General features: G+C 47.4%; 24 protein-coding genes and 1 pseudogene. 16 read left to right on the forward strand and 9 right to left on the reverse strand.

Features of this window, described 5'->3' with window-relative positions; genetic code table 11:
- Positions 1-53: 53 nt before the first annotated feature.
- Entirely contained in the window at positions 54-2,585 is a 2,532-nt protein-coding gene (locus tag R4537_RS05920) for a class I adenylate cyclase (RefSeq protein ID WP_071178017.1), read from the forward strand.
- Positions 2,586-2,691: 106 nt separating this feature from the next.
- Here R4537_RS05920 and cyaY read toward each other — a convergent pair whose 3' ends face one another.
- Positions 2,692-3,006: an iron donor protein CyaY gene (gene cyaY / locus R4537_RS05925; RefSeq protein WP_001005953.1), complete on the reverse strand. Its 315-nt coding sequence runs from the start codon at positions 3,004-3,006 to the stop codon at positions 2,692-2,694.
- A 75-nt stretch (positions 3,007-3,081) separates the two neighbouring features.
- Here cyaY and lptM point away from each other — a divergent pair, with 75 nt between their 5' ends.
- The 7 genes from lptM (at position 3,082) to cdpA (ending at position 10,263) form a co-directional block, all read left to right on the forward strand.
- Positions 3,082-3,198 (forward strand): LPS translocon maturation chaperone LptM, encoded by a 117-nt coding sequence (lptM, locus tag R4537_RS18700; protein WP_000726424.1) that lies wholly within the window; start codon positions 3,082-3,084, stop codon positions 3,196-3,198.
- A gap of 32 nt (positions 3,199-3,230) precedes the next feature.
- Positions 3,231-4,484 (forward strand): diaminopimelate decarboxylase, encoded by a 1,254-nt coding sequence (gene lysA / locus R4537_RS05935; RefSeq protein WP_000384387.1) that lies wholly within the window; start codon positions 3,231-3,233, stop codon positions 4,482-4,484.
- An 11-nt stretch (positions 4,485-4,495) separates the two neighbouring features.
- Positions 4,496-5,326: a diaminopimelate epimerase gene (gene dapF, locus R4537_RS05940; RefSeq protein WP_071178018.1), complete on the forward strand. Its 831-nt coding sequence runs from the start codon at positions 4,496-4,498 to the stop codon at positions 5,324-5,326.
- A 13-nt stretch (positions 5,327-5,339) separates the two neighbouring features.
- Positions 5,340-6,038: a DUF484 family protein gene (locus R4537_RS05945; protein WP_071178019.1), complete on the forward strand. Its 699-nt coding sequence runs from the start codon at positions 5,340-5,342 to the stop codon at positions 6,036-6,038.
- A complete protein-coding gene (xerC, locus tag R4537_RS05950) occupies positions 6,007-6,942 on the forward strand; it encodes a tyrosine recombinase XerC (protein WP_071178020.1) in 936 nt (311 codons plus the stop codon). Before R4537_RS05945 ends, xerC begins: the two co-directional genes overlap by 32 nt.
- 2 nt (positions 6,943-6,944) lie before the next feature.
- Positions 6,945-7,664 (forward strand): 5-amino-6-(5-phospho-D-ribitylamino)uracil phosphatase YigB, encoded by a 720-nt coding sequence (gene yigB, locus R4537_RS05955; RefSeq protein ID WP_071178021.1) that lies wholly within the window; start codon positions 6,945-6,947, stop codon positions 7,662-7,664.
- A 109-nt stretch (positions 7,665-7,773) separates the two neighbouring features.
- The gene (cdpA, locus tag R4537_RS05960) at positions 7,774-10,263 is read left to right on the forward strand and encodes a cyclic di-GMP phosphodiesterase CdpA (RefSeq protein WP_071178022.1); all 2,490 of its coding nucleotides are present in this window, start codon (positions 7,774-7,776) and stop codon (positions 10,261-10,263) included.
- A 32-nt stretch (positions 10,264-10,295) separates the two neighbouring features.
- Here cdpA and R4537_RS05965 read toward each other — a convergent pair whose 3' ends face one another.
- From R4537_RS05965 to R4537_RS05980, 4 genes and pseudogenes are all read right to left on the reverse strand, one after another.
- The gene (locus R4537_RS05965) at positions 10,296-10,892 is read right to left on the reverse strand and encodes a tRNA-uridine aminocarboxypropyltransferase (RefSeq protein WP_071178023.1); all 597 of its coding nucleotides are present in this window, start codon (positions 10,890-10,892) and stop codon (positions 10,296-10,298) included.
- Positions 10,892-11,647, reverse strand: a pseudogene (locus R4537_RS05970) (COG3650 family protein); the annotation flags it as partial. The pseudogene R4537_RS05970 and the gene R4537_RS05965, both read right to left, overlap by 1 nt.
- A 286-nt stretch (positions 11,648-11,933) precedes the next feature.
- Positions 11,934-12,761, reverse strand: coding sequence for a Cof-type HAD-IIB family hydrolase (locus R4537_RS05975; RefSeq protein WP_002030139.1), 828 nt, complete (start codon positions 12,759-12,761; stop codon positions 11,934-11,936).
- Positions 12,762-12,875: 114 nt separating this feature from the next.
- Complete coding sequence (locus R4537_RS05980; protein ID WP_071178024.1) at positions 12,876-13,892, reverse strand: alpha/beta fold hydrolase; 1,017 nt, start codon at positions 13,890-13,892, stop codon at positions 12,876-12,878.
- A 74-nt stretch (positions 13,893-13,966) separates the two neighbouring features.
- On the opposite strand from R4537_RS05980, the gene rhtB reads away from it, so the two are divergent.
- Entirely contained in the window at positions 13,967-14,584 is a 618-nt protein-coding gene (gene rhtB / locus R4537_RS05985; RefSeq protein ID WP_071178025.1) for a homoserine/homoserine lactone efflux protein, read from the forward strand.
- A 19-nt stretch (positions 14,585-14,603) separates the two neighbouring features.
- Entirely contained in the window at positions 14,604-15,830 is a 1,227-nt protein-coding gene (locus tag R4537_RS05990) for an EAL and HDOD domain-containing protein (protein ID WP_071178026.1), read from the forward strand.
- A 179-nt stretch (positions 15,831-16,009) separates the two neighbouring features.
- Here the strand turns inward: R4537_RS05990 and R4537_RS05995 are convergent, their stop codons facing one another.
- Entirely contained in the window at positions 16,010-16,480 is a 471-nt protein-coding gene (locus R4537_RS05995; RefSeq protein ID WP_000224702.1) for a Dps family protein, read from the reverse strand.
- A 170-nt stretch (positions 16,481-16,650) separates the two neighbouring features.
- The gene (locus R4537_RS06000) at positions 16,651-16,980 is read right to left on the reverse strand and encodes a DUF2500 domain-containing protein (protein ID WP_001117041.1); all 330 of its coding nucleotides are present in this window, start codon (positions 16,978-16,980) and stop codon (positions 16,651-16,653) included.
- 203 nt (positions 16,981-17,183) lie between these two features.
- On the opposite strand from R4537_RS06000, the gene R4537_RS06005 reads away from it, so the two are divergent.
- From R4537_RS06005 to R4537_RS06015, 3 genes are all read left to right on the forward strand, one after another.
- Complete coding sequence (locus tag R4537_RS06005) at positions 17,184-17,552, forward strand: DUF4145 domain-containing protein (RefSeq protein ID WP_071178027.1); 369 nt, start codon at positions 17,184-17,186, stop codon at positions 17,550-17,552.
- Between the two features lie 502 nt (positions 17,553-18,054).
- The gene (locus tag R4537_RS06010; protein WP_071178046.1) at positions 18,055-18,312 is read left to right on the forward strand and encodes a hypothetical protein; all 258 of its coding nucleotides are present in this window, start codon (positions 18,055-18,057) and stop codon (positions 18,310-18,312) included.
- A gap of 116 nt (positions 18,313-18,428) precedes the next feature.
- Complete coding sequence (locus R4537_RS06015) at positions 18,429-19,058, forward strand: lysoplasmalogenase (protein WP_000525633.1); 630 nt, start codon at positions 18,429-18,431, stop codon at positions 19,056-19,058.
- Positions 19,059-19,109: 51 nt separating this feature from the next.
- On the opposite strand, the gene R4537_RS06020 is transcribed toward R4537_RS06015, so the two are convergent.
- On the reverse strand, positions 19,110-19,376 hold the full coding sequence (locus R4537_RS06020; protein WP_000645838.1) for a DUF1145 domain-containing protein: 267 nt from the start codon (positions 19,374-19,376) through the stop codon (positions 19,110-19,112).
- Entirely contained in the window at positions 19,373-19,972 is a 600-nt protein-coding gene (rsmD, locus tag R4537_RS06025) for a 16S rRNA (guanine(966)-N(2))-methyltransferase RsmD (protein ID WP_002030155.1), read from the reverse strand. The genes R4537_RS06020 and rsmD overlap by 4 nt, the downstream gene beginning before the upstream one ends.
- A 202-nt stretch (positions 19,973-20,174) precedes the next feature.
- Between rsmD and ftsY the strand changes: the two genes are divergently transcribed.
- From ftsY to ftsX, 3 genes are read left to right on the forward strand one after another with little or no spacing between them, the layout of a single operon-like run.
- The gene (gene ftsY, locus R4537_RS06030; RefSeq protein ID WP_338953660.1) at positions 20,175-21,356 is read left to right on the forward strand and encodes a signal recognition particle-docking protein FtsY; all 1,182 of its coding nucleotides are present in this window, start codon (positions 20,175-20,177) and stop codon (positions 21,354-21,356) included.
- 48 nt (positions 21,357-21,404) lie between these two features.
- Positions 21,405-22,079 (forward strand): cell division ATP-binding protein FtsE, encoded by a 675-nt coding sequence (gene ftsE, locus R4537_RS06035; RefSeq protein ID WP_000617863.1) that lies wholly within the window; start codon positions 21,405-21,407, stop codon positions 22,077-22,079.
- A complete protein-coding gene (gene ftsX / locus R4537_RS06040; protein WP_071178029.1) occupies positions 22,069-23,064 on the forward strand; it encodes a permease-like cell division protein FtsX in 996 nt (331 codons plus the stop codon). The genes ftsE and ftsX overlap by 11 nt, the downstream gene beginning before the upstream one ends.
- The last annotated feature ends 34 nt before the right edge of the window (positions 23,065-23,098 follow it).

A 23,098-nucleotide genomic window follows, 5' to 3' on the forward strand; every position in this document is an offset into this window, starting at 1 on the left:
GCGTAAAACATAACCAAAAAGCGGCTTTTATCTGTCATATCAGGGAAGCAAACTTGCAGGCTTATACTCAGACCTTAATCCATAGACTTGATAAGTTAAACCGGCAACGTATTGAACGTGCGCTGGCTCTTATGGATTTGCAAAGTCAACGTGTTTTCCACCTCATTCCCGCACTATTTCAATTTAATCATCCCCTGATCCCCGGTTATTTTTCTGCTGATACGCCTTTCGGTATCCATCTGTTTGAAGCCAATCCTATCCAGCAGCAATTTATCGATGATGCGCAGTTGACGCTCGGCGAGCCGTTAACGTCAGCTGACAATCCGGCGATTTTAGGCTTGTATACGATGGGCAGCACCTCATCGATCGGTCAAAGCACATCGAGCGATCTGGATATTTGGGTCTGTGTCTCTGCTCACATGAGTTGTGAGGCGCGCGATAACCTCTCCAGCAAATGTCTGCTCATTACCGATTGGGCGAAAAGTCAGGGTGTTGAAGCCAATTTCTTCATCATGAATGAAGAGCGTTTTCGCCATAACCATTCCGAAGCGTTAAGCGGTGAAAACTGTGGTTCATCACAGCATTTATTGTTATTGGATGAGTTTTACCGCTCTGCGGTGCGCTTAGCGGGCAAGCGACTGCTGTGGCAAATCGTGCCACCAGAAATGGAAGAGTGCTACGACGAATATGTTCATGAGCTCTGTTCAAATGGGTATTTGAACTGCAATGAGTGGATCGATTTTGGCAAGTTAAACCGCATTCCGGCTGAAGAGTACTTTGGCGCGAACTTGTGGCAACTGTATAAGAGCATTGACTCGCCTTATAAATCGGTACTCAAAGCCATTTTGCTTGAAGCCTATTCGTGGGAGTACCCGCACACTCAACTGTTGAGTATCGACAGCAAACGCCGTTTCTTTGCCGATGAACCGGATCTGTACGGCATGGACTCTTACTATCAGATGTTAGAGAAAGTGACGCGCTATTTGGTGCGAATTGGTGATAGCACACGCCTTGATTTAGTGCGCCGCTGTTTCTATCTCAAAACCCATGAGAAGTTGTCGCGTGAGCCGGGCGTCGGCTCGATGCCTTGGCGTCGTGAAGCGTTACGGGAACTGACTAGCGAATGGCAATGGAGCGCAGACTTGATTGCCGAGCTCGATAACCGTCGTAACTGGAAAGTCGAGCAAGTGAAGGTCGTGCACCACGCACTGCTTGATGCCTTGATGCTCAGCTATCGTAACCTGATCCAGTTTGCGCGTCGTAATGACATCACCTCTGCCATTAGCCCACAAGATATCTCGATTTTGGCGCGTAAACTGTACGCGGCGTTTGAAGTGCTGCCGGGGAAAGTCACACTGCTCAATCCACAAATTTCCCCAGACCTGCATGAGCCCGATTTAAGTTTTATTGAGGTTTGTGCTGGACGCACCAATAAGCCCGGTTGGTATCTCTACAAGCAGCCGCTACAGGCGCAGCGCTTGATTGGTCAGCCGTATCTTGAGCACAACGAATACTTGAGTAAATTGGTGGCGTGGGCCTTTTTTAATGGCCTGATCACTGAGTCGACTCGATTGCATGCGGTGGTGCGTGAAGCGCAGCTGGACATCGACAAGTTCTACCAAATGGTCAGCGATCTGCGTAATACCTTTTCGCTGCGTAAGCGTCGCCCTACTATGCAAGCGCTCGCTAATCCTTGTGAGATTAGCCAGCTTGCCATGTTCATCAATTTTGAGCACGACCCAACCAGTGAATTGAGTGGGAAAGCGCTGAAAGTCGACCTGAAAAATATCGATATTTTTAGTTTTGGTGCTGAGCAGAAATGCTTAGTCGGCAGTGTCGATTTGGTGTATCGCAACTCGTGGCAAGAAGTGCGTACCCTGCATTTTGAAGGCCAGACGGCCATGCTTGATGCGTTGAAAACCGTGCTTGGAAAAATGCATCAGGATGCGCTGCCGCCAGAATCGGTGGATGTGTTCTGCTACAGCAAAAACTTGCGTGGTGTGATGCGTAACTTGGTTTATCAACTGTTGGCTGAGTGTATCGATTTGCGCCTCAAGCCGATGGAGCAAGAGAAACGTCGTCGTTTCAAAGCGCTGCGCATGGGCGATCAGATGTATGGTTTGTTCTTTGAACGTCGTGGTGTTTCGGTTCAGAAGTTGGAGAACTCGGTCGATTTCTATCGCAGCATCTCAACCAATAAGCTCAAGGGCTCGCCTTTACTGATGCTCGATCGCGATCAAGATTACCCATTGCCAGCGGTGGTGGATAGTTTTGCCAGTGAAGGTTTGGTGCAGTTCTTCTTTGAAGATACCGAGAAAGGTTTCAACATCTATGTGCTTGATGAGGCCAACCGTGTTGAAGTCTATCACCAGTTTAATGGCGAAAAAGACGAAATGATTGCCAGCGTCAACAGCTTCTACACCTCGATGTTGGATGACAGCAGTAAACTCGGCGCGAAAAGCATCAATTTTAACTTGCCGCAGTATTACCAAATCATCCACCCAGAAGAGGGAGAAACGTACGTGGTGCCGTACCGTAACGACAGCGCTGTGTATTCCAAGCCTTCGCAAGTGGTCAATGCCTAACTCGTTTGACGTCTCAGGTTTTCTAAATCCTTATCAATAAAAAAGAGCACAATCGTGCTCTTTTTTATTATGCGTCAGCGACAGCATGCCTAAGCGACTTTCGTGCTTAAACCCAATCAATCGGCTCATCGGCGTGCTTATCACACTCTTGCTTGAGCAGAGTGAGCAGCTCAAGCCCGGTTTTTGAACAGATCCATTCGCCATCAATCGATTTGAAATGGTAGCCACCTGATTTGGAGGCTAGCCAGATTTCACGCATCGGCTCTTGGCGGTTAATGATGATTTGGCTGCCGTCATCAAACTCGAGTGTCATCACATTGCCTGACGTTTCGTAGTCGATATCCGCGCCGGCCTCATCAATCGCGGCCTCTATACGCTCTAGCTGGCTATCGACGAGTTGATGAAATTCAGTTTCGTTCATCCTATCTATCCTATTGCTTTTCCTAATCGTGGTGCGATTATAGGGGGCATTGATTCAATAAGCACGATATGCAAAATGAAAAAGAAATTCACTGCACTGTTTTTGTTGTCGGCTCTCGCGTTAGCGGGATGCGGGCAAACTGGGCCACTGTATATGCCTGATGATGCAAAACAAAGTGAGCAAAGTCAGTAAATCACGCTACTAAGAATAAAAGGGAAAGCATTTTGGATTACTTCAATTATCAGGAAGATGGTCAGTTGTGGGCTGAGCAAGTTCCACTCGCCGATTTGGCAAACCAGTATGGTACACCGCTTTATGTTTACTCAAGAGCGACACTTGAGCGCCATTGGCACGCGTTTGATAAATCAGTCGGTGATTATCCTCACCTAATTTGTTATGCGGTGAAAGCCAACTCTAACTTAGGGGTATTGAATACTTTAGCTCGTTTGGGTTCCGGTTTTGATATCGTCTCCGTTGGCGAATTAGAGCGTGTATTGGCCGCCGGTGGTGACCCAAGCAAGGTGGTATTCTCTGGTGTGGGTAAAACCGAAGCTGAGATGAAGCGCGCCCTGCAATTGAAGATCAAATGCTTTAACGTGGAATCGGAGCCTGAGCTGCAGCGCCTGAATAAAGTGGCTGGCGAGCTTGGTGTTAAAGCGCCGATTTCACTGCGCATCAATCCTGATGTGGATGCCAAAACTCACCCTTACATTTCAACGGGCCTGCGTGATAACAAATTTGGTATCACCTTTGACCGCGCAGCGCAGGTGTATCGCTTAGCGCACAGCTTACCCAACCTCGATGTACATGGTATTGATTGCCATATCGGCTCACAGCTAACCGCTCTCGCACCGTTTATTGATGCGACTGACCGTTTACTGGCACTGATTGATTCGCTGAAAGCGGAAGGCATTCATATCCGCCACTTGGATGTCGGCGGTGGTTTAGGGGTGGTTTATCGTGATGAACTGCCTCCACAGCCTTCGGAATATGCCAAAGCATTGCTGGACCGCCTAGAGCGCCACCGCGATTTAGAGCTGATTTTTGAACCGGGACGCGCGATTGCGGCTAACGCGGGAGTATTGGTGACTAAGGTGGAGTTTCTCAAACACACCGAGCACAAAAACTTCGCGATCATTGATGCGGCGATGAACGATCTGATTCGTCCGGCGCTATACCAAGCGTGGCAAGACATCATTCCACTGCGTCCGCGCCAAGGCGAAGCACAAACCTACGATTTGGTTGGCCCGGTGTGTGAAACCAGTGATTTCCTAGGTAAAGATCGCGACTTAGTGTTGCAAGAGGGGGATTTACTGGCGGTGCGCTCTTCAGGTGCGTATGGGTTTACCATGTCGTCGAATTACAATACCCGTCCGCGAGTGGCTGAAGTCATGGTTGATGGCAATAAAACCTATTTGGTGCGTCAGCGTGAAGAGCTTAGCAGCTTGTGGGCGTTAGAATCGGTATTACCGGAGTAAAGTTATCTTCTATGCATTTCCATTTTTCTAAAATGCACGGTTTGGGCAACGACTTTATGGTCGTGGACTGTATTACCCAAAACGTCTTCTTCTCTCCGGAATTGATCCGTCGTCTGGCGGATCGCCATACTGGAGTTGGCTTTGACCAATTGTTGGTGGTTGAAGCACCTTACGATCCAGAATCGGATTTCCATTACCGCATTTTCAATGCCGATGGTAGCGAAGTGGAGCAATGTGGCAATGGTGCGCGCTGTTTTGCCCGTTTTGTTCGCATGAAAGGGTTAACCAACAAGTACACCATCCATGTCAGTACCAAGAAAGGCAAAATGGTGCTCAATGTGGAAGAGGAAGATCTGATCACCGTGAACATGGGTGTGCCGGAGTTTGAGCCGAACAAGATCCCATTTCGCGCTAAACAGAGCGAAAAAACCTATATTCTGCGTGTCGGTGAACACACCTTGTTTTGCGGCGCGGTGAGTATGGGCAACCCGCATGTAGTGACTGTGGTGGAAGATATTCGCACTGCTGCGGTAGAAACCTTAGGGCCGCTTTTGGAATCGCACGAGCGTTTCCCTGAGCGCGTCAACGCTGGTTTTATGCAGGTCGTGAGCCGTGATGAGATCAATTTGCGTGTGTATGAACGTGGTGCGGGCGAAACTCAAGCTTGTGGCAGTGGCGCGTGCGCCGCGGTTGCGGTAGGCATTTTGCAAGGTTTACTGGATGAGCAAGTTCGTGTCCATCTTCCCGGTGGCGAACTGGAAATCCAATGGCAAGGCCCCGGCAAACCGCTGTATATGACGGGCCCTGCTACTCACATCTACGATGGTCAAATCTCTTGCTAATTGAGGTTCAATTTTGTCTCAGGTAACGGCGGATGCTCTGACTGCCCAAGTGGTGGCAGAGTATCTTTATGAACATCCCGATTTTTTTCAGCATCATGCGCATTTGGTTGAACGTTTGGCTTTACCCACTCAAGCGGGGGCGGTATCTCTCGCTCATGTACAGTTAGCGCGTCAGCGCCAGCGGATTGACGATCTCGAAGAGGAGATCACGGCCTTGATGTCGCTCGCGGCGAATAACGATCGTACTTTCCACGAGTTTATGGATCTGCAAGAGCAGATGCTAAAGTGTTCGTCGCTGCAAGCGGTGCTGCATGCGATTGAAGCCAAAGCGCGTGAACTTAATTTGCGAGCGTATATACTCCTGTTACAGCGCCATGATGAGAAATATGGTTTGGTTAGTGAGGATTGGCAGCGTTTTGCGACTAATCATTTTAATGGCAAATCGGCTTATTTAGGTCGCTTACGCCAAGCGGATCGGCAACGTCTGCTGGGGGATAGACCTGCGCCAGAGATGGGGTCGTATGTGGTTTTGCCTTTGCAGCATCAAACGCCGCTGGGTATTTTGGCTTTTGCCAGTGAAGATGGCGGCCACTTTCAGCCGAGTATGGATACCTTGTTTTTACGTCATATGGCGTTAATTTTAGCTCATCTGATCGAGACATTACCTTGGCAGTCACACGATGAAGAACGACGAACTCACCCCGCTTCCTAATGCGTTGGCTCAACCGTTAGAGCGTTTTTACGCCTACCTGCATACGGAAAAAGGGTTGAGCCTGTATACCCAGCGCAACTATAAGCAGCAGTTGGAAACCATGACCCAGTACTTAGTACAGGTTGGGCTCTCCAACTGGTCACAGCTTGATGCGGCTTGGGTGCGCCAATTGGTGATGCAGGGGAAAAGGCAGGGGATGAAGGCCAGCAGTATCGCGACGCGTTTGTCTTCACTACGCAGTTTCCTGGATTTTCTGATTTTACGTGGCGAGCTTCAGGCTAACCCTGCGAAAGGTGTCTCTGCGCCACGCAAGCAGCGTACTTTACCGAAAAACCTCGATGTCGATGAAATGGCGCAGTTACTGGAAGTGACCGATGATGATCCGCTTTCGATTCGCGATCGGGCGATCATGGAGCTGATGTACGGCGCGGGTTTGCGTTTGGCTGAGCTAGTTTCGATTGATGTCAAAGACGTTAATCTAAGCGAAGGTGAGATCCGCGTCATCGGTAAAGGCAACAAAGAGCGTAAGGTGTGGTTTGCTGGACAAGCACAAGAGTGGGTCGGTAAATGGCTCAAATTGCGCAGTCAATTGGCGGATAGCGCAGAAACGGCACTGTTTGTTTCCAAACTCGGCACCCGTATTTCACATCGTAGTGTGCAAAAACGCATGGCCGAATGGGGTCAAAAACAGGCGGTCGCCAGTCATATCAGCCCACATAAACTGCGCCACTCGTTTGCCACCCATATGCTGGAATCGAGCAATAACCTGCGTGCGGTGCAGGAGCTGCTTGGGCACGAGAACATCGCGACAACGCAAATCTATACCCACCTCGATTTTCAACATCTGGCACAGGTATATGACCAAGCGCATCCTCGGGCGCGCAAAAAGAATAAGGATGATTAAGCATGCTGTTTTACCGCCCATTGACTTCGATTCATGCACTGACGTTTGATTTGGACGATACCCTTTACGATAACCGTCCGGTGATCAAACAGGTGGAGGAAAAAGTTACTGAGTGGTTGTTAAGTCAGCATCCCATTACGGCAACGCGCTCTTTGGCTTGGTGGCAGACAATGAAGCGTGATATGGCACGCCGCTTTCCGGAACAGTGCCATGATGTGAGCCAATGGCGTTATTTACAGGTGCAGCATGGTTTACTGGAATTGGGTTATTCGCAGCCACAAGCGAAGCAAGCGGCGAGTGAGACGCTCGAACAAGTGATGCGCTGGCGTAATCAAGTCGATGTGCCTGCCGAAACACATCGGGTGTTGGCTGAGTTGGCGGCTAAAGTGCCGCTGATTGCGATCACCAATGGCAATGTACAGGTAGAAAAAATTGGCTTAAGTGGCTATTTCCAAACGGTACTGCGTGCAGGGCCAGATGGCCGTGCTAAGCCTTATCCTGATCTCTTTGCGAAAGCAGCACAACAGCTTCAGCTTGACCCCCGTTCAATCTTGCATGTCGGGGATCATTTGCAAACCGATGTGCTAGGGGCGCGGCAAAATGGTTTTCAAGCCTGCTGGTTTAACGATCAAGGGCAGACTATTCGTCGGTTAACCAAAGCGAGCGTATTACCCGACGTGGAGATCGAGCGTCTCTCAGAATTACTTTTGATAGTTAACTAGGTGCATAGCATCGGGTCACAAAAATCACATTGCATAGTTATTGAGTATAGTCTGCGGTAACGATTGCATTGCATAATGCCTGAACATTTCACTGGCTTATCAGCTCTTTATGTTTACGGTCTCGCGTCTCATCCCAGATTTAGCATCGGCCAATCATGTGCTCGATACGATGGCTCTTCCTCATGGACAATCGATCTTAGTCCAAATTTTCTCTCCTTTGAGCCGCGAACATGTTGTGCAGCTTGCGCGGCTCATCCGCAGCCACTACCCACAAGCTTGCCTACTTGGATGCAGTACCGAAGAGGTGATTTTCCAAGGTGAAGTACACCATCAGGTGACTTTGCTGCAGATCACCGTGTTTGAGCAAACCTATCTTAGCCGTGCTGTGGTTGATTACAGTGATGATGATATTGCCGACGCCGAACGTTTAGCTCGTCAGCTTGAGCTCAATAGCACCTCTCGGGCGGTGGTGTGTTTTTCTTGGCAGATGGATACCTTGCAAGCCGCGCGATTTGCTTTACATGACACACAAGGTACACCAGTGCCCGTCGCTGGTGGAGCCGCCAAACAAACCCCAAGTGGTCGCTGGGTTTTGCTCGATGAGGCTTGTTACCAGAACGCCAGTGTGGCCATTGCGCTGCATGGCGAAGCACTTTATGTCGAAACTGGCGGGTACACAGAATGGCAGCCTGTGGGACACACTTATCGGGTGACTGCCGTGGAGGGGGATCGGGTCTTACGTTTGGATGATGAGCCGATAGAGGCGATTTATCAGCGCAATTTGGGCGCACAAGCTGACTTACCTCATGATTGGCTGATCAGTTTTCCGCTGATGAAAGGAGAATGCCGCCACCAAGATATCTATCTGCCGCTAGAGCTAGCGGATGGAGGTGGGGTCATATTTAACCGCCCGTTAGCGCTGCAAGATGAGGTACGCTTTTGTTTTGATCACCCGAGCTTAACCCTAGAGCGGGTTTATCTTACCGCGCAGCAGTTGCAAGCCAAGCAGTGCCAACAAGTATGGGTATTTAACTGTGCGCTGCGTTTAAACTTCATGCATGAGAATCACGAATTACAACCGCTGCAGACAGTGGTGCCGACTGATGGTTGTTACTGTTGGGGAGAGCTGCTGTATGAGCATGGTCAGCAGCAAGTGATGCACCATAGCATGACGTTTCTTGCTTTACGTGAAGGGGCGGTGCGTGACGATTTTATCCCAATTCCCTTGCCGAGTTATCCGGAAGGGATGACGTCCCCTCTGTTTAATTTGATCCGCCATGCGTTTCACGATTTGGATGCCATGACGGACAATTTGGCGCAGCAGATCCGCGCTCAAACCTCATTACTGACCGCGAGTTACCGACGTGACCGACGTACCGGTTTACCCAATCGAGTCGTGTTACGTGAACGATTGGCGAATTTCGCGGCCAATGAGCACCTAATCGCCCTGAAAGTGACCAATTTCAATCAGATCAATGAGAAGTACGGTTATCCGGTAGGTGATAAGCTGCTTCGTGATTTGAGTGAACAGTTTCAGGTCTTTTTGGATCAGAAATTGGCAGGGCAGAGCGGTTTGTATGCGATTGGGGTCGGCGAGTGGGCAACGGTTTTTCGTGCCAAGTTGGACGGGAAAAGTATTCATAGCCATTTCTATCAGTTTGTGGAGCGGTTGGAGCACGTCAATTTCGAGCCCTACGGTTTGCCGAATGTAGATTATCTGTCGATCTCGTTGTGTGCAGGATTAGTCAGTCAGGGGGATTTTTCTGAGTATTCGCCGGATGAGTTACTGCTACGTGCTATCGAAGCGCGCCGCTACGCTTTTAACAACAACCACCATTTTTGTAATGCGGCACGTTTAAAAGTGCAAGACAGCATTCGTCAGGACAGACTTAATTGGCTTTCAAGGGTTAGCCGCGCAGTGTTACGCGATGATGTGGTGGTTTACGCGCAGCCGATTTGCCAAGCGCGTAGCCATATCATCAACTCTTATGAATGCTTGGTGCGGATTGAAGATGAGGGTGAAATTCTGATGCCCGGGCACTTCTTGCCTATTATCACGGATACGCATCTTTACACGCGTTTAAGCCGGCAAATGATCAGTCATACCTTCAATATGATGCGTCATCGCCCGGAAGCGTTTTCGATCAATCTTTCACCGCAAGATTTGATGAGTGAGCGCACCTTGCAGCATTTGGAAGCGGCAATCAAATCGGTGGCCGATCCCGCTCGCGTCGGGCTCGAAGTGTTGGAGAGTGAGCAAATCAAAGATTACGGGCGGATGATTGAAGTGTGTAACCATTTCCGCACGCTGGGCGCGACCATCATTGTCGATGATTTTGGCAGTGGTTATTCCAATATTGATGAGATAGTGAAGCTTGAACCGCAGGTGATTAAGCTCGATGGCAGCTTGATCCGCAATATTGATCAGGATGTGAAGCAGCGCCGAATTGCCGAGCAGCTCGTGAAATTGTGTCAGGTACTGAATGCGAAAACCGTGGCAGAGTTTGTCCATAACCAGACGGTTTGTCGCATCAGTGAAGATATGGGGGTGGATTATTTACAAGGCTATTTCTTGGGTCGACCTTCACGCTTGGGTTAACGCAGGATAGACGCGTCATACCATCTTGATATTTATCGTTCAATCCAGCGATGACCGCTTTTGTCGGCTTTAAAAGCGTTCATCGAATAGTGATAAAACTGCTCTAACATCTCGGCCGAAGCATCGGCGTTGAAATGGCGCAGCAGCATTAATCCCACCTCAAGGGTGCAGAGATTGCCCGGCTGTTGATTGCGCCTGAGCCTATAAGCTGACACTTGATCGGTGGTAAGGTGAACTCTCGGAACATCGGCCAGCCAAGGGCTTTTACGCTCCATTTTGCGCGCTTCCTGCCAAGTGGCATCGAGCACAACAAAATGCGCGATCTCATCTTCGCTCAGTGAGCGGAGTGCATCGGTTAACTCCACGCTCTCTTCGGATGGGTAAACCAGAAACGAGCGAGCGTTGGGTTGGGTGAGGCGCGCTTGTAACTCAGTATTGGCCGCGACTCGGCTCCATGTATAGGCTTGGCACTCGGCCATGGATTTCACCAGCCAGCGCCCAGTATTGGTTTCGCGCTGCCACTCATTATCGTGAGTGAGCAGCGAGAGTTGAAACGGCGCATGGAAGCTAGGGACTTCGGAGCAGAGGCATTGAAATTTAAGCCCGCATGCAGGACAAGTTGAGCTCACGGCTTGATATCCGTGTCTGATACATCGCTGGCAAATAGTACTAGGCCACCATCGGCGATATCATATATTGATTGTCCTACTTTCTCTTTGTCCGCTTTAAGCTGATTTCCCTCACGAGTGAAAATACGCTCTGATATTAAGTATTGGCGCTGATGGCGAGTCATCACCACTTGGATTTGATTCGAATTAAGCTGTTGCCAGTAGCCTTGTTCAACCACGGCTGGATCGCCATTCGCATATTCATAGAGGGTTTGTGCGCTATGGTCAGGCTCTAAAATCAAGCTGACACTAAATCCGCTCTGTGCGGTGGAACGAGCAAAATAGGTTCCGCTCCAGTTGAGTGTAGGATCTTGCATTGGCTGACAAGAACCGCTTTTCCTGCTCAGTGATTGGATTTTATGTACAGCAATCCGCGCGACATAATCGCCATTAAATCCATTAGGGTTAGGGGGGAGTAGAGTGCCAACAATTTCCCCGTATAGGGGTTCATAAGGTAGACGACTTTTTTCTTGAGTGTCACGCAGTTGAGTGGCCGATAAATTAAGCCAGTACTGCTGATTGCTACCGCACGGAGTAAAACGTTGCACTTCGCTGCCGACCACTAATTCTCCGCGTAAGACAAAGTTTTGTGGCTGAATAGTCTCTGGATTGTCGAGTGTCGCGAGAGTCTTTGAGGTAAAACTTGGCAATGATGTGTTGGAGCACGCTTGCAATAGCATAGCGAGCGATATGGCGCAGAACGGCAAGGCTCTCATTGTTCAATTCCTTTGGATCGAGATTGAATGGGGGATATTTAGTATGCCACTACAGTAGCAAAAATGATTACATAAACTCAAAGACAAGCTAAACCGTCACAAGGTTCCATTAATAGAGTGCGTGAAGGAACGTATTGCTTGAGAGCTGTTTCGTGCGGTGAGTGGCTAAGATTTGGCGCAGAACATGGCAAACGGCAGCGTTAGGCTGCCGTCGAGTTGTGCTCAGAAGACGATCTTTTACGGCTTAACCTGAGCGCAATAGGCACCGAGCGAGACGTGAATCTGATTAAAACAGATGTTGATGCAGGTAATGCGCTACCGCATCATCGGCATTACTGCCGATCACTTCATTATCCGGTAGAGCGTTGAATACTTTTTCATGAGCTGTACCCATGACTAGGCCTTTTCCTGCCATGGAGAGCATTTCGACATCATTCATCCCATCCCCAAACGCAATACAGTTTTCAAGGCTAAGGTGAAGAGATTCGGCCACAGCTTGCAGCGCATCGCCTTTTGACACGCCCGCACACATGACTTCTAGGCACCAAGGTGTTGAAAAGGCAACGTTGATTTTATCGCCAAAGCGCTGATTCAGTAAGGTTTCGTACTGCACCAAATGTTCATGATCTTGGTCTTCTTGAGTGAAGAAAATTTTCGCGATGCCATCGGTTGGGGCGTTATTAACATCAAAGACGCGATAGGTAAAACCAGAGTCTTCATGGAAGTCGCGCAGGATCTCATCTTCTTTATTGAGCATCCATTCGTCATTACGGTACAGATGCACGAACAACTGCTCATCGTGTTTAACGACATCGATGATGGCTTGCACCAAATCTTGCGGTACGTTTTTGCTGTACATCAGTTGGTCATTCTGGTCATGCACTCGCGCACCGTTTGAGGTGATCATATACGCAGGAATCCCCGCGATTTCACGAATCCCCGCGACATCAATGTGGTGACGGCCTGTCGCGAAAATAAAGGTAAATCCTTTATCGTGCAGCTGTTTCAAAGTCTGTTTCGAAAATTCGCTCAACTGATGGTTCGGGGCGAGTAAGGTGCCGTCGAGATCCGACGCCACGATTTTATACGGATGTTTGTGTGCTGAAGTGGTCATAAAACTCTCTGTTTCTCGGTTGGCCGGATGAGCCGTCACCCTTAGGTTGCCTAGTGTAGTGGAATTAAATGCGGAAAAAGAGGGTAAACCTCTCTTTGCGCTTTTCCTCAATTTTTATGGTCGATGGTACTGTCTTTTATGGTTGATAGTACTGGCGGCGAAAAAACGCAAAATATGGTCTAACGTCTGATTTCGGTAGGCATCTTGTTCAAAAAGCAGTTCATGTCTGGCTCCTGCTATGCGGCATAAAGCGGCACGTTTTTGGGTGCGAGACAGCTTTTTGAAGAGCCGGTTTTGCGCCCGATTACACACAATCGCTTCTTCGCCAGCTTGTAAGATCAGCATGGGGATTTTGATTTGTCGGGTTAACTGCAAACACTGTTTGGTCGCCATTAAGCTTTGCCAAACCCAGCGGTGACTCGGCCCACCAATTTGCAGTTCAGGGTGTGCTTCATACAGTTCACGAAACAATTGGTAACGGGTTTCACTGTGGGTGAGCAGATTGAGATGAAAGGGTTTGGCGTGATAAGGGCCATAACCCGGAGCGTAACTGGGTTTTGGGGTAACGGCGGCCATAATTTGAGTGATGAGCAAAGCCCATGGCCTTAAATACCAAGGCATATTCACGCCAAACATCGGAGCGCTCAGTGCCAGTGCGCTAAAGGGGTGCTCTGGAGTGGTCTGGATATAGCGCGTAGCAATCGCGCCACCCATAGAATGGGCTAATAAAAAGCGCTCTTGGTAGTGACTGAGATCGAAATGCTCGACTAAGGCTTTTAAGTCAGTCACGTAATCTTGAAACTCATGTACATGGCCAATTTGTCTATCTTCAGTCAGACGTTCTGACCGTCCTTGACCACGGTGATCATAGGTATAAACATCAAAACCTTGGCGGAATAGGTCATAACACAGCTCTTTATATTTCCACGCAGATTCAATCCTGCCATTCACAATCACTACGGCTTTTTGATGCTCAGGCTGCTTGAGACTACACCAATAAATGTGCGTTTTATCAAAACTGCGATAGGTTCCTTCGCTTCGAGTGTGCCACACTTGAGCTATCTCAAAGTTGAGAGCTTGCTCCAAACTCGACTCTTGCGTATAAGGATAAAGATTTTTTTCAGGGTTCATAAGTTGGCAATGGGGTTGTGCGCATCAGTGTTTGACCTTATTGGGCTAGCATAAGTCAGGAATGAGGAATTGCAATGGATATCCATGTTTGGCTTGCCTATCTACTGACCGCGGTGGTGTTTAGTCTGGCGCCCGGTTCAGGCACGGTCAACTCGATCAGCAATGGTTTAAGTTATGGTACACGCCACTCATTAGGGGCGATTATCGGCCTACAAATCGGTCTTGCTTGCCATATAGTGTTGGTAGGCATCGGAATTGGCGCTTTGGTGGCACAATCTGCGTTGGCGTTCACTCTGATCAAATGGATTGGCGCGGCTTATTTAGTATGGCTGGGTATTCAGAAATGGCGAGATAGAGCCCCCCTAACGGCTACCACAACTTCTAATGAACTCTCGCAAGCCGCCCTACTGCGTAAAGCAATATTGATTAACCTGACCAATCCCAAATCAATCGTTTTCTTAGTGGCATTATTTCCGCAGTTTATTGATCCCACTAGAGATCATTGGCCACAGTTCTTGGTTCTGGGTATCACAACCGTTACTATTGATGCGATTGTCATGTTCGGATACACGGCGCTGGCTGCGCAGCTAGGTCGCTATGTTCGTTCACCCAATATCATGACCAGAATGAATAAACTGTTTGGTTCGATGTTTATGGGCTGCGGAATGCTGTTGGCCACCGCCAAAGCGTAAGCAAGCCTTTGAGGACACCATGTACACAACTTATGTAGCACGCCAACCGATATTGAATGCAAAGCGACACACGCTAGGTTATGAGCTGCTGTTTCGAGATGGAGAAAAAAACGCGTTTCCTGAGTACATGGATGCCGATCGTGCAACCTATCGTCTGATCGTTGAAAACTTTTTATCCCTTGGTACCAACCCGAGAATTGCCCGCTCGCGCTGTTTTATCAACTTTCCCCATAAAAGCTTAATTCGACGTTTGCCTCTGACTCTGCCGCGTGAGCAGATCGTGGTAGAAATTTTGGAAACGTGCCAGCCGACCGATGATCTTTTTGAGGCGATACAAGAGCTGAGTCAGCGAGGTTATCTGCTCGCGTTAGATGATTTTGTTTACTCACCAGCTTGGGAGCGTTTTTTACCTTACGTACAAATAGTCAAAATTGACATCATGGCGATGGGGCTCGATAAAGCGTGTGAATTTGTGCGCGATCGATTGGCTCAGGGGAGTCGTAGGCGATTTTTAGCCGAGCGAGTTGAGACAGAAGATGAATTTCATCAAGCGCGTCATGCCGGTTTTACCTTCTTTCAAGGCTATTTTTTCAGCAAGCCAGAAATCATCAAACAGCGCTACATCAGTCCAGAGCATGTGATTGCGATGCAACTGTTTCGCGAAGTCTGCCAGCCGGAAGTCGATTATGTGCGAGTGGAGCGTTTGGTGGCGCAAGATATTGCGCTATCCTACAAACTACTACGTTTCGTAAACACTATGTCGGATCGGCTCTCTGTCTCTATTTCCTCATTTCGCCAAGCCTTGGTGTATCTTGGACAGGATAAGTTGCGCATTTTCGTCTCTTTGGCGGTCGCGTCTTATATCTCATCCAAAAAACCGAAGGAGCTTTACAACTTATCGCTACAAAGAGCGCAGTTTTGCCAGTTGATGGCGACGCATCCGCATTTTAAAGCGCATCGTGATCAAGCCTTTTTGATTGGCATGTTTTCTGTACTGGATGCCTTGTTAGATACTTCAATCGAGCAATTGGTGGAGCAACTGCCGCTGGCCGATGATGTAAAGTTGGCACTGCGAGAGCGTGAAGGGCCACTGGGTACTTTGCTCGCTCTTGAGGAGTGTTTTGAAAAAGCCGATTGGCAAGGTGTTGAAAAACACTGCTTAGAACTGGGTTTTGATCTGGAAGATGTCCGTCAGGAATTGATTGAAGCCCAGCGTTGGAGCCAGGACATCAATCGATTAATTTAGTGATAAGTTGATATCCCTTTCCTAATTGAAGCTGCAGCGATGTTGGGTGCAACGCCAAGTCATTTGGGTAGAGATGGTCGGCCAGCCCGACTCTGAGGGTGTAGGATGATAAAGGCTGACCGACCAAATAGATTAACTTTCCTGCACCTTATGTTTGATGAGCTTATCGTGGCGATGATTTATTTCAGCCAAGCGTTAAGCATCCACACCAGCTTTTCTTGTTCGCGGATGTAGTCACTCATCAGCGCTGAAGTCCCTTCATCCCCAGTTTCGGCAGCAAGTTCAAGAATGTCTCGTTGTTGGTGGAGCAGAATGCTAAAGCCATCCACCAATCCCTGCATACTGCTACGGCCATCAATTGAGTCGGTATGCTCTTTGATTTGCGCTGCTTTGAGGTAACCACTAAAGCTGTGCATGGGTCGAGCACTCAGCGTTAAAATACGCTCTGCCAGTTCATCGATTTTTAGCTGTAAGTCGGTATAAATCTCTTCGAACTTAGCGTGCAGTTCGAAAAATTCCTTACCTTGAATATTCCAGTGGTAACCGCGAGTATTCATATAGAACACTTGATAGTTGGCCAGCAAGTTGTTGAGCGCATTCGCTAGTTTTTGACTTTGTGTGGTATCAAGACCAATCAAATTCGTTGCCATTTTTACACCTCTCAGTTTTTTATTTCCCTTATCGGGATGAACCAAGAATAGTGTAGTTCAGAGATGGAAGAAATTTGGATTATCTGATTTTTCTGATAGGCATAGACTATTAAACCATTATAAACAGTATGGAATTACCCGCTTTAAGTGCTGTTTTAACAAATTATGGTTTAACGCTTTAAAGCAAAGTGTAAAAAGCGTTGCCCTTGGTAAGTCAGAATGCCTTTATCACCAGGATTGAGCGCGTGATAGTAATGAATACCAACTTGAAACTCACGTTTTGGTCCTAAACGCCCTTTCTGTACGTAAATCCAAAACTCTTGATCGTCTTGACCGGGGAGAGGGTGCGGAATGTCGATCGCTTGCTTATCCAGTATGGTCACCTCGGCAGTACGCTGCGGGGCATTTTCACCTTGCATGTGGCGGCGGTAGAAGTGGCTGAAAAACCAAATGGCCGCAATAATCAATAACGCTAAACTGATCAATAAAGTGAAGGGCATAACAGCCTCCTATTCTGAATACGCCGCTATTTTAGCGAATGGCGTATTTTTCCAAGCAGTTTGTGGTGAGAAAGAGATGTGTGGCAGTAATCAAAGGGATTTTTTCGGCATATCTCACACTTTCTCAGCCATTGTTCGACTAACAATTGGATAATGTGACTCTGGCTGCTAGAAAATAAAGAGAGAAGCGCAGGAGGGCGGAAATGTCAGAAATTGAACAAGTTGTTCTACGAACGCGCAAACTCGAAACCTTGTTGCGCGAACAATACCATGCAGAAGGCAAGGGATTACATCAATTGGTCACCAGTTGTGAGGAACGTTTACCCCATGACGTGATTAAAAAGCTGCGTTATGTGGCGACCATTCGCAATAAAGTGGTGCATGAAGAGAATTATCGCTTAGATGATCGCAAAGCTTTTCTCGCGGTATGCCAAGAGTGTGAAGATGAGCTCACGCCGAGAAGTGGGAAGTTTGTGTGGCGAATTGCTTTTATGCTGATGATGTTGATGACCTTAGGAGCCCTATTTTTCTATTACTGGCATTGGGAAGAGTTATCTCAACATTTTCAGTAGTGGAACATATAACCAATAAAAAAGGACGCGACGCGTCCTTTTTTATTTTAAAAACACTGACTTAGTACATCATGGGCAGTGTCATTAAACCAATGATTACTGCGATCATAACAAGTCCTTGTTTTTGAGATGAAGAAATCATAACACTGCTCCTTTGGTTGATTACTCATTCTGTAAAAAAAGAATAGATCATTTACCCAGCTTGATCAATAGATCGTTGGATAAAGTTTAAAAAACACAGTTCTTTTGCTTGTAAGGTGATTTTTAACGTAAGAAAAGTCACACTTTTACGCTGTTTTAATCATAAGCTAAATGCTGATTTTTAATTCAATGTTAGATTTATTTTATTGATTTTATAGTGTTTTTTATTATTTTCTGGTCGGTTGCTATTTGTTCTGGTTGTGGTTATTACGGTTTGTTTGGGATCGATTGTCAGGTTTTAGTAAATTACCACTTTATGAGAATTATTTTCTTGTTGTTGATATCTATTATCAATTGGATTGTGTTTTTATCCTATCTCTGGTTTTATAGTTTCAAAAATAGCAGTGATTTTTCATTTCTTTGTTATGTTGGTTGTTTTCAGTTTATTTATTGTTTTGTTGTTGTTTTTATAGTGTTTTTATTTCTATTTTCTGTTTTTGTTTTGGTGGTTTTTCCATTTTTTTGTTTTATTTTGATTTGGTTTTGTTTGTTTGGTGTTGATTTTCTTTATTGTTTTGTTTTGTGGCAAGTTTTCTTGTTTTGTGGTTTTATTGAGTAATTACTATTTTATATAGCAGCTCACGCTGGGATTCGCTAGCAAGATCCAACTTTTTACTTTGATAGCTGGACATCAAAAGTCAGATCCCTACACTGGCGGCAGTTTGAGTTAGGGGTATGGGCATGTTGAGCTGGATTTCTGTCGTGTTGTCGGGTTTTATCAGCATTTCTGCTTATGAAAATCAGAAGCGTAAGCAAGCGATATTCTTTCGAGTTTTCAGCCTTCTGTTACTGACGATCATTGTGTGGGAGCAGCACAGTCATGCCACGCCAGAGGTGATTTTCATCTCTCTTGGTTTGGCGGTGTCAATGTTTGCGCATGGATTGCGGTTAAATTTTCGTTACCACAAAGCCAGTTTTGTGCTGTTTTTAGTCGCGCAACTGCTGTTTAGTAAAGCATTCTGGGTGCAATTGTCGGGTAGTATGGTGTGGTGGCTACCAGCATTACTTGTGGCAGCAAGCATAGTGGTGTTTTTTCTGCTACTGCCGCAAATTGATACCTTAATCTTCCCTGTCACCATTATGGGGCTAATGTTAGTTCAGATGGCGTGGGCAGCGGGTGAGCTGTGGCTACAAGAGGCGACATTGGCTTCCGGTGCTGGTTTCTTGGGGTGTCTAGTTTATATTCTTTCTGCAACGTTATTAGCGATCCACGATTATCGGCGTCCCGTTCCTTGGGGGCACATGATTATCTCTAGCAGCTACCTGATTGCCCAAGCGTTGATCTCAGCGTCGATCGTGTTTTAGTCATATTCACGGTCGTCTGTGATGTAAAAAAAACGCCTCGCGGCGGTTTTTTTACATCATGTATTTACGGCGAATATCCAACATGGCGAAAATACCAAAGATTAAAATTGACCACTTTTCCCAACGCTTCAGCGGTACTTTATCGCCAAATGCGCCAATGAATATCAACATTTGCAAACCGTGCATGAAGAGTAAAAATGCAGTCATGATGTAGAGTGCGATGGCTGCATTACCCGGAAAAGGCTTCACGATGTTGAACAGCAAAACTAGCCATACAAAACCAATCGCTGCTTTCGCTAACCAGAGTAGTGCTTTCATTGTTCTTCCCTTATAAACAGTCGATAACAGACTTGTCCGGCACTCTTTTCTCGATGTAGATGCCAATGAGGAGGCAACTCCGTCAGTGGCAGCTCTTTTTCGCACTCAATATAAATCATCGCTTGTGGCGCGAGCCAACCGTTTTGCTCGAGTAACTGAGTGGTTGCCTGTAACAAACCTTGTCGAAAAGGAGGGTCAATAAACACCACGTCATAAGGTTTACCCGATTGTCGCAGAAAGGCGAGTGCATCCGTGTGAATAAGCTCAATATTTTCTGCTTTCAGGCTCTGTACATTAGTTTTGAGTTGCTGAAAGGCGAGCGGGTTCAGCTCAAGCATGGTTACTTGGTTGGCTTGGCGTGATGCACACTCGAAGCCTAGGCCACCAGAACCTGCAAAAATATCGAGACAGCGAGCATTTGGCACTTCTTGAGCAAGCCAGTTAAACAGCGTTTCTTTCACTCGATCGGTCGTCGGGCGTAGCCCTTCGGCATCATGCACGGGTAATTTTCGGCCACGCCACAGGCCGCTGATGATCCGAACTTGCCCTGTAGGGGCTATTTTTTGTGATGGGTTTGGCTGGCGACGTCTTTGCATAGATTTTTTGACCGCTAATTAAGTGTTACTATACCTCGCTTGTCAGCCATTTGGCGCGACAACCCGAGTGAATATAAAAAACTGGGCAAAGTGTACCAAGCGAAGCAAAAAGTTTTCACTGCTTTGTCATTTTTCTTTTCGGAGCCGCAATAATGGCCAAGAAAAGTCTGTATTAAAATAAAGCGATTCAGGATAGCTCCAGATGACGGAAAAAAAGAAGCGTGGCTTGTTGTCATGGCTTGGATTTGGTGATGAAGAAAAAAGCCAAACCACTGTAACGGATACTCAAACGCAGGATGAACCACAAAGCCAAGCCGATGTTGAAGCGGTGGCGATTCAAGCGGAAAATGTGTTAACAGAAACAGAAACAGAAACAGAAACAGAAACAGAAACAGAAACAGAAACAGAAACAGAAACAGCCGCGGTTGAATCTGCACGTATTGTTGAACAAGAAAAACCGACCGAAAGTTTCTTTGCGCGCTTAAAGCGCAGCTTGAGCCGCACCAAAGCGAATATCGGCGCTGGCTTCTTTGGCCTGTTTAAAGGCAAAAAGATTGATGATGACCTATTCGAAGAGCTCGAAGAACAACTGCTGATTGCCGATGTCGGCATGGATACGACCAGCAAAATTATCGCTAATTTGACCGCCAAAGCTTCTCGCCAGCAACTGCGTGATGGGGAAGCGCTGTACGGTCTGCTCAAAGAAGAGATGGCCGAGATTCTCTCTCAGGTCGAGCAGCCATTGGTTATCGATACTGAGAAGAAGCCTTATGTGATCTTGATGGTGGGCGTGAACGGGGTAGGTAAAACCACCACGATCGGTAAACTGGCGAAACAGTTCCAAGCGCAAGGTAAGAAAGTGATGCTGGCCGCCGGTGATACTTTCCGCGCTGCGGCGGTTGAGCAGTTGCAAGTGTGGGGAGAGCGCAATCAAGTACCTGTCATCGCTCAGCATACTGGCGCAGACAGTGCCTCCGTCATTTATGATGCGATTGAAGCGGCGAAAGCGCGCGGGATTGACGTGGTGATTGCGGATACGGCAGGCCGTCTGCAAAACAAAAGTAACCTGATGGAAGAGCTGCGCAAGATTGTACGCGTGATGAAGAAGATTGACGACAGCGCACCACATGAAATCATGTTGACGCTGGATGCGGGTACCGGACAAAACGCGATCAGTCAGGCCAAATTGTTTAGTGATGTGGCGCCTATCACCGGCATTACCTTAACCAAGCTTGATGGCACCGCTAAAGGTGGGGTGATTTTCGCGATTGCCGATCAATTCCAGATCCCAATCCGTTATATCGGTGTCGGCGAGAAAATTGACGACTTACGTCCATTTGCAACACAAGAGTTTATCGACGCGCTATTTAGCCGCGAAGAATAAACCAATCTCAGTTGGCACACTGTGCCAGCCTTGTCAGGGGGAGACGGCGTGATCAGGTTTCAGCAAGTCAGTAAAGCGTATCGAGGTGGACGACAGGCGCTACAGAAAGTGGATTTCCACTTACGGCGTGGTGAAATGGCCTTTTTGGGAGGTCATTCTGGAGCGGGGAAAAGCACTTTGCTTAAGCTGATTTGTGCGATTGAACGTCCAACCGATGGCAAAATCAGCTTCAATGGCCACGATATTACGCGTATTCCAAATAAAGATATTCCGTTTTTGCGTCGTAATATCGGGATTGTCTTTCAGGATCACCGTCTGTTAATGGATCGCAGCATCTATGACAATGTCGCGTTACCGATGCGCATTGAATCGATCTCGGAAAATGAAATTAAACGCCGTGTCTCGGCGGCGCTCGATAAAACGGGCTTACTTGATAAAGCTCGCTGTTTACCAAGCCAGCTCTCCGGTGGCGAACAGCAGCGAGTCGGGATTGCTCGCGCGGTAGTTAACCGTCCGACCTTACTGTTGGCTGATGAGCCGACAGGGAACCTTGATCCTGAATTGGCCAACCGAGTGCTGCGTTTGTTTGAAGAGTTCAATCGTGCCGGAGTGACGATCCTATTGGCGACGCACGATATTCATCTGGTGAATTCGCGGCCACAATATCGTCATCTTGAACTCAATCAGGGTTTTTTAAGTGAGGTAGCGGATTATGGCCGTTAAGCCGGGCAATCACAAAATCAACAAAACCGATAAAAGCGATAAGAAGAGTAAACCAAGAGACGTTAAACGAGCCAAAACGGACAGCTTTATCGCGATCCATTTTAAACAAGCTAAAGCCTCATTTTCGGCTTTGTGGCGACGCCCTGTCGGGAATGTTTTGACCCTAGCTGTCATATCAATGGCTTTGGCACTGCCAGCCAGTTTGTACCTATTGAGCAAAAATATTGCGTCGGTAGCAGAGCGAGTGGCAGGGCCATCACAACTCAATGTTTATCTAAAAATCGATATTCCTGAGCCTCGGATTATCGTGTTAAAAGACGATCTTGAACGGCGTGATGAAATTGCTCAAGTGAAATACATTTCATCGCAGCAGGGCCTGGATGATTTAAGCAAATATTCCGGATTTGAACAGGCGATAAGCTTACTCGATAACGCCATCTTGCCTGCTGTATTGGTGATCACTCCGAAAGTGGATAATCGTGAACAGATCCAGATGCTCGCTAAAGCACTACAAGCAGAAGAAGGCGTGACTGATGTGCGTATGGATGAAGATTGGTTCGCACGTCTCGATGCGATTCGCCACTTAGCAGCCATAGTGGTCGTCAGTTTATCCAGTTTAATGTTGATGTCGGTGTTTTTGATTGTTGGCAATACGCTACGTTTTAACGTACAAGCCAACAAAGAAGAGATCCAAACCATGAAACTTATCGGGGCGACCGATGCATATATTCTGCGTCCCTATCTTTATTCGGGGATGTGGTTTGGGTTATTGGGCGCAGTCGCGGCATGGTTGCTTACTGCCTTGATGACTATTTTACTTAATGGTGCGGTTGAAGCGTTGGCGTTACTGTATGACAGCCGTTTCCGTTTAATTGGTCTTGGTTGGGATGAATCTTTGTTGTTGGTCATGCTCGGTGTATTTTTGGGTTGCGTGGCTGCAAAAGTTTCTGCTCAGCGACATTTAAAAGAAATTGAACCAGTTTAAGTGATAGTGGTCATACATGGGCGGCTGAATCACG

It is taken from the genome of Vibrio paracholerae (assembly GCF_037672085.1).
Taxonomy (GTDB): domain Bacteria; phylum Pseudomonadota; class Gammaproteobacteria; order Enterobacterales; family Vibrionaceae; genus Vibrio; species Vibrio cholerae.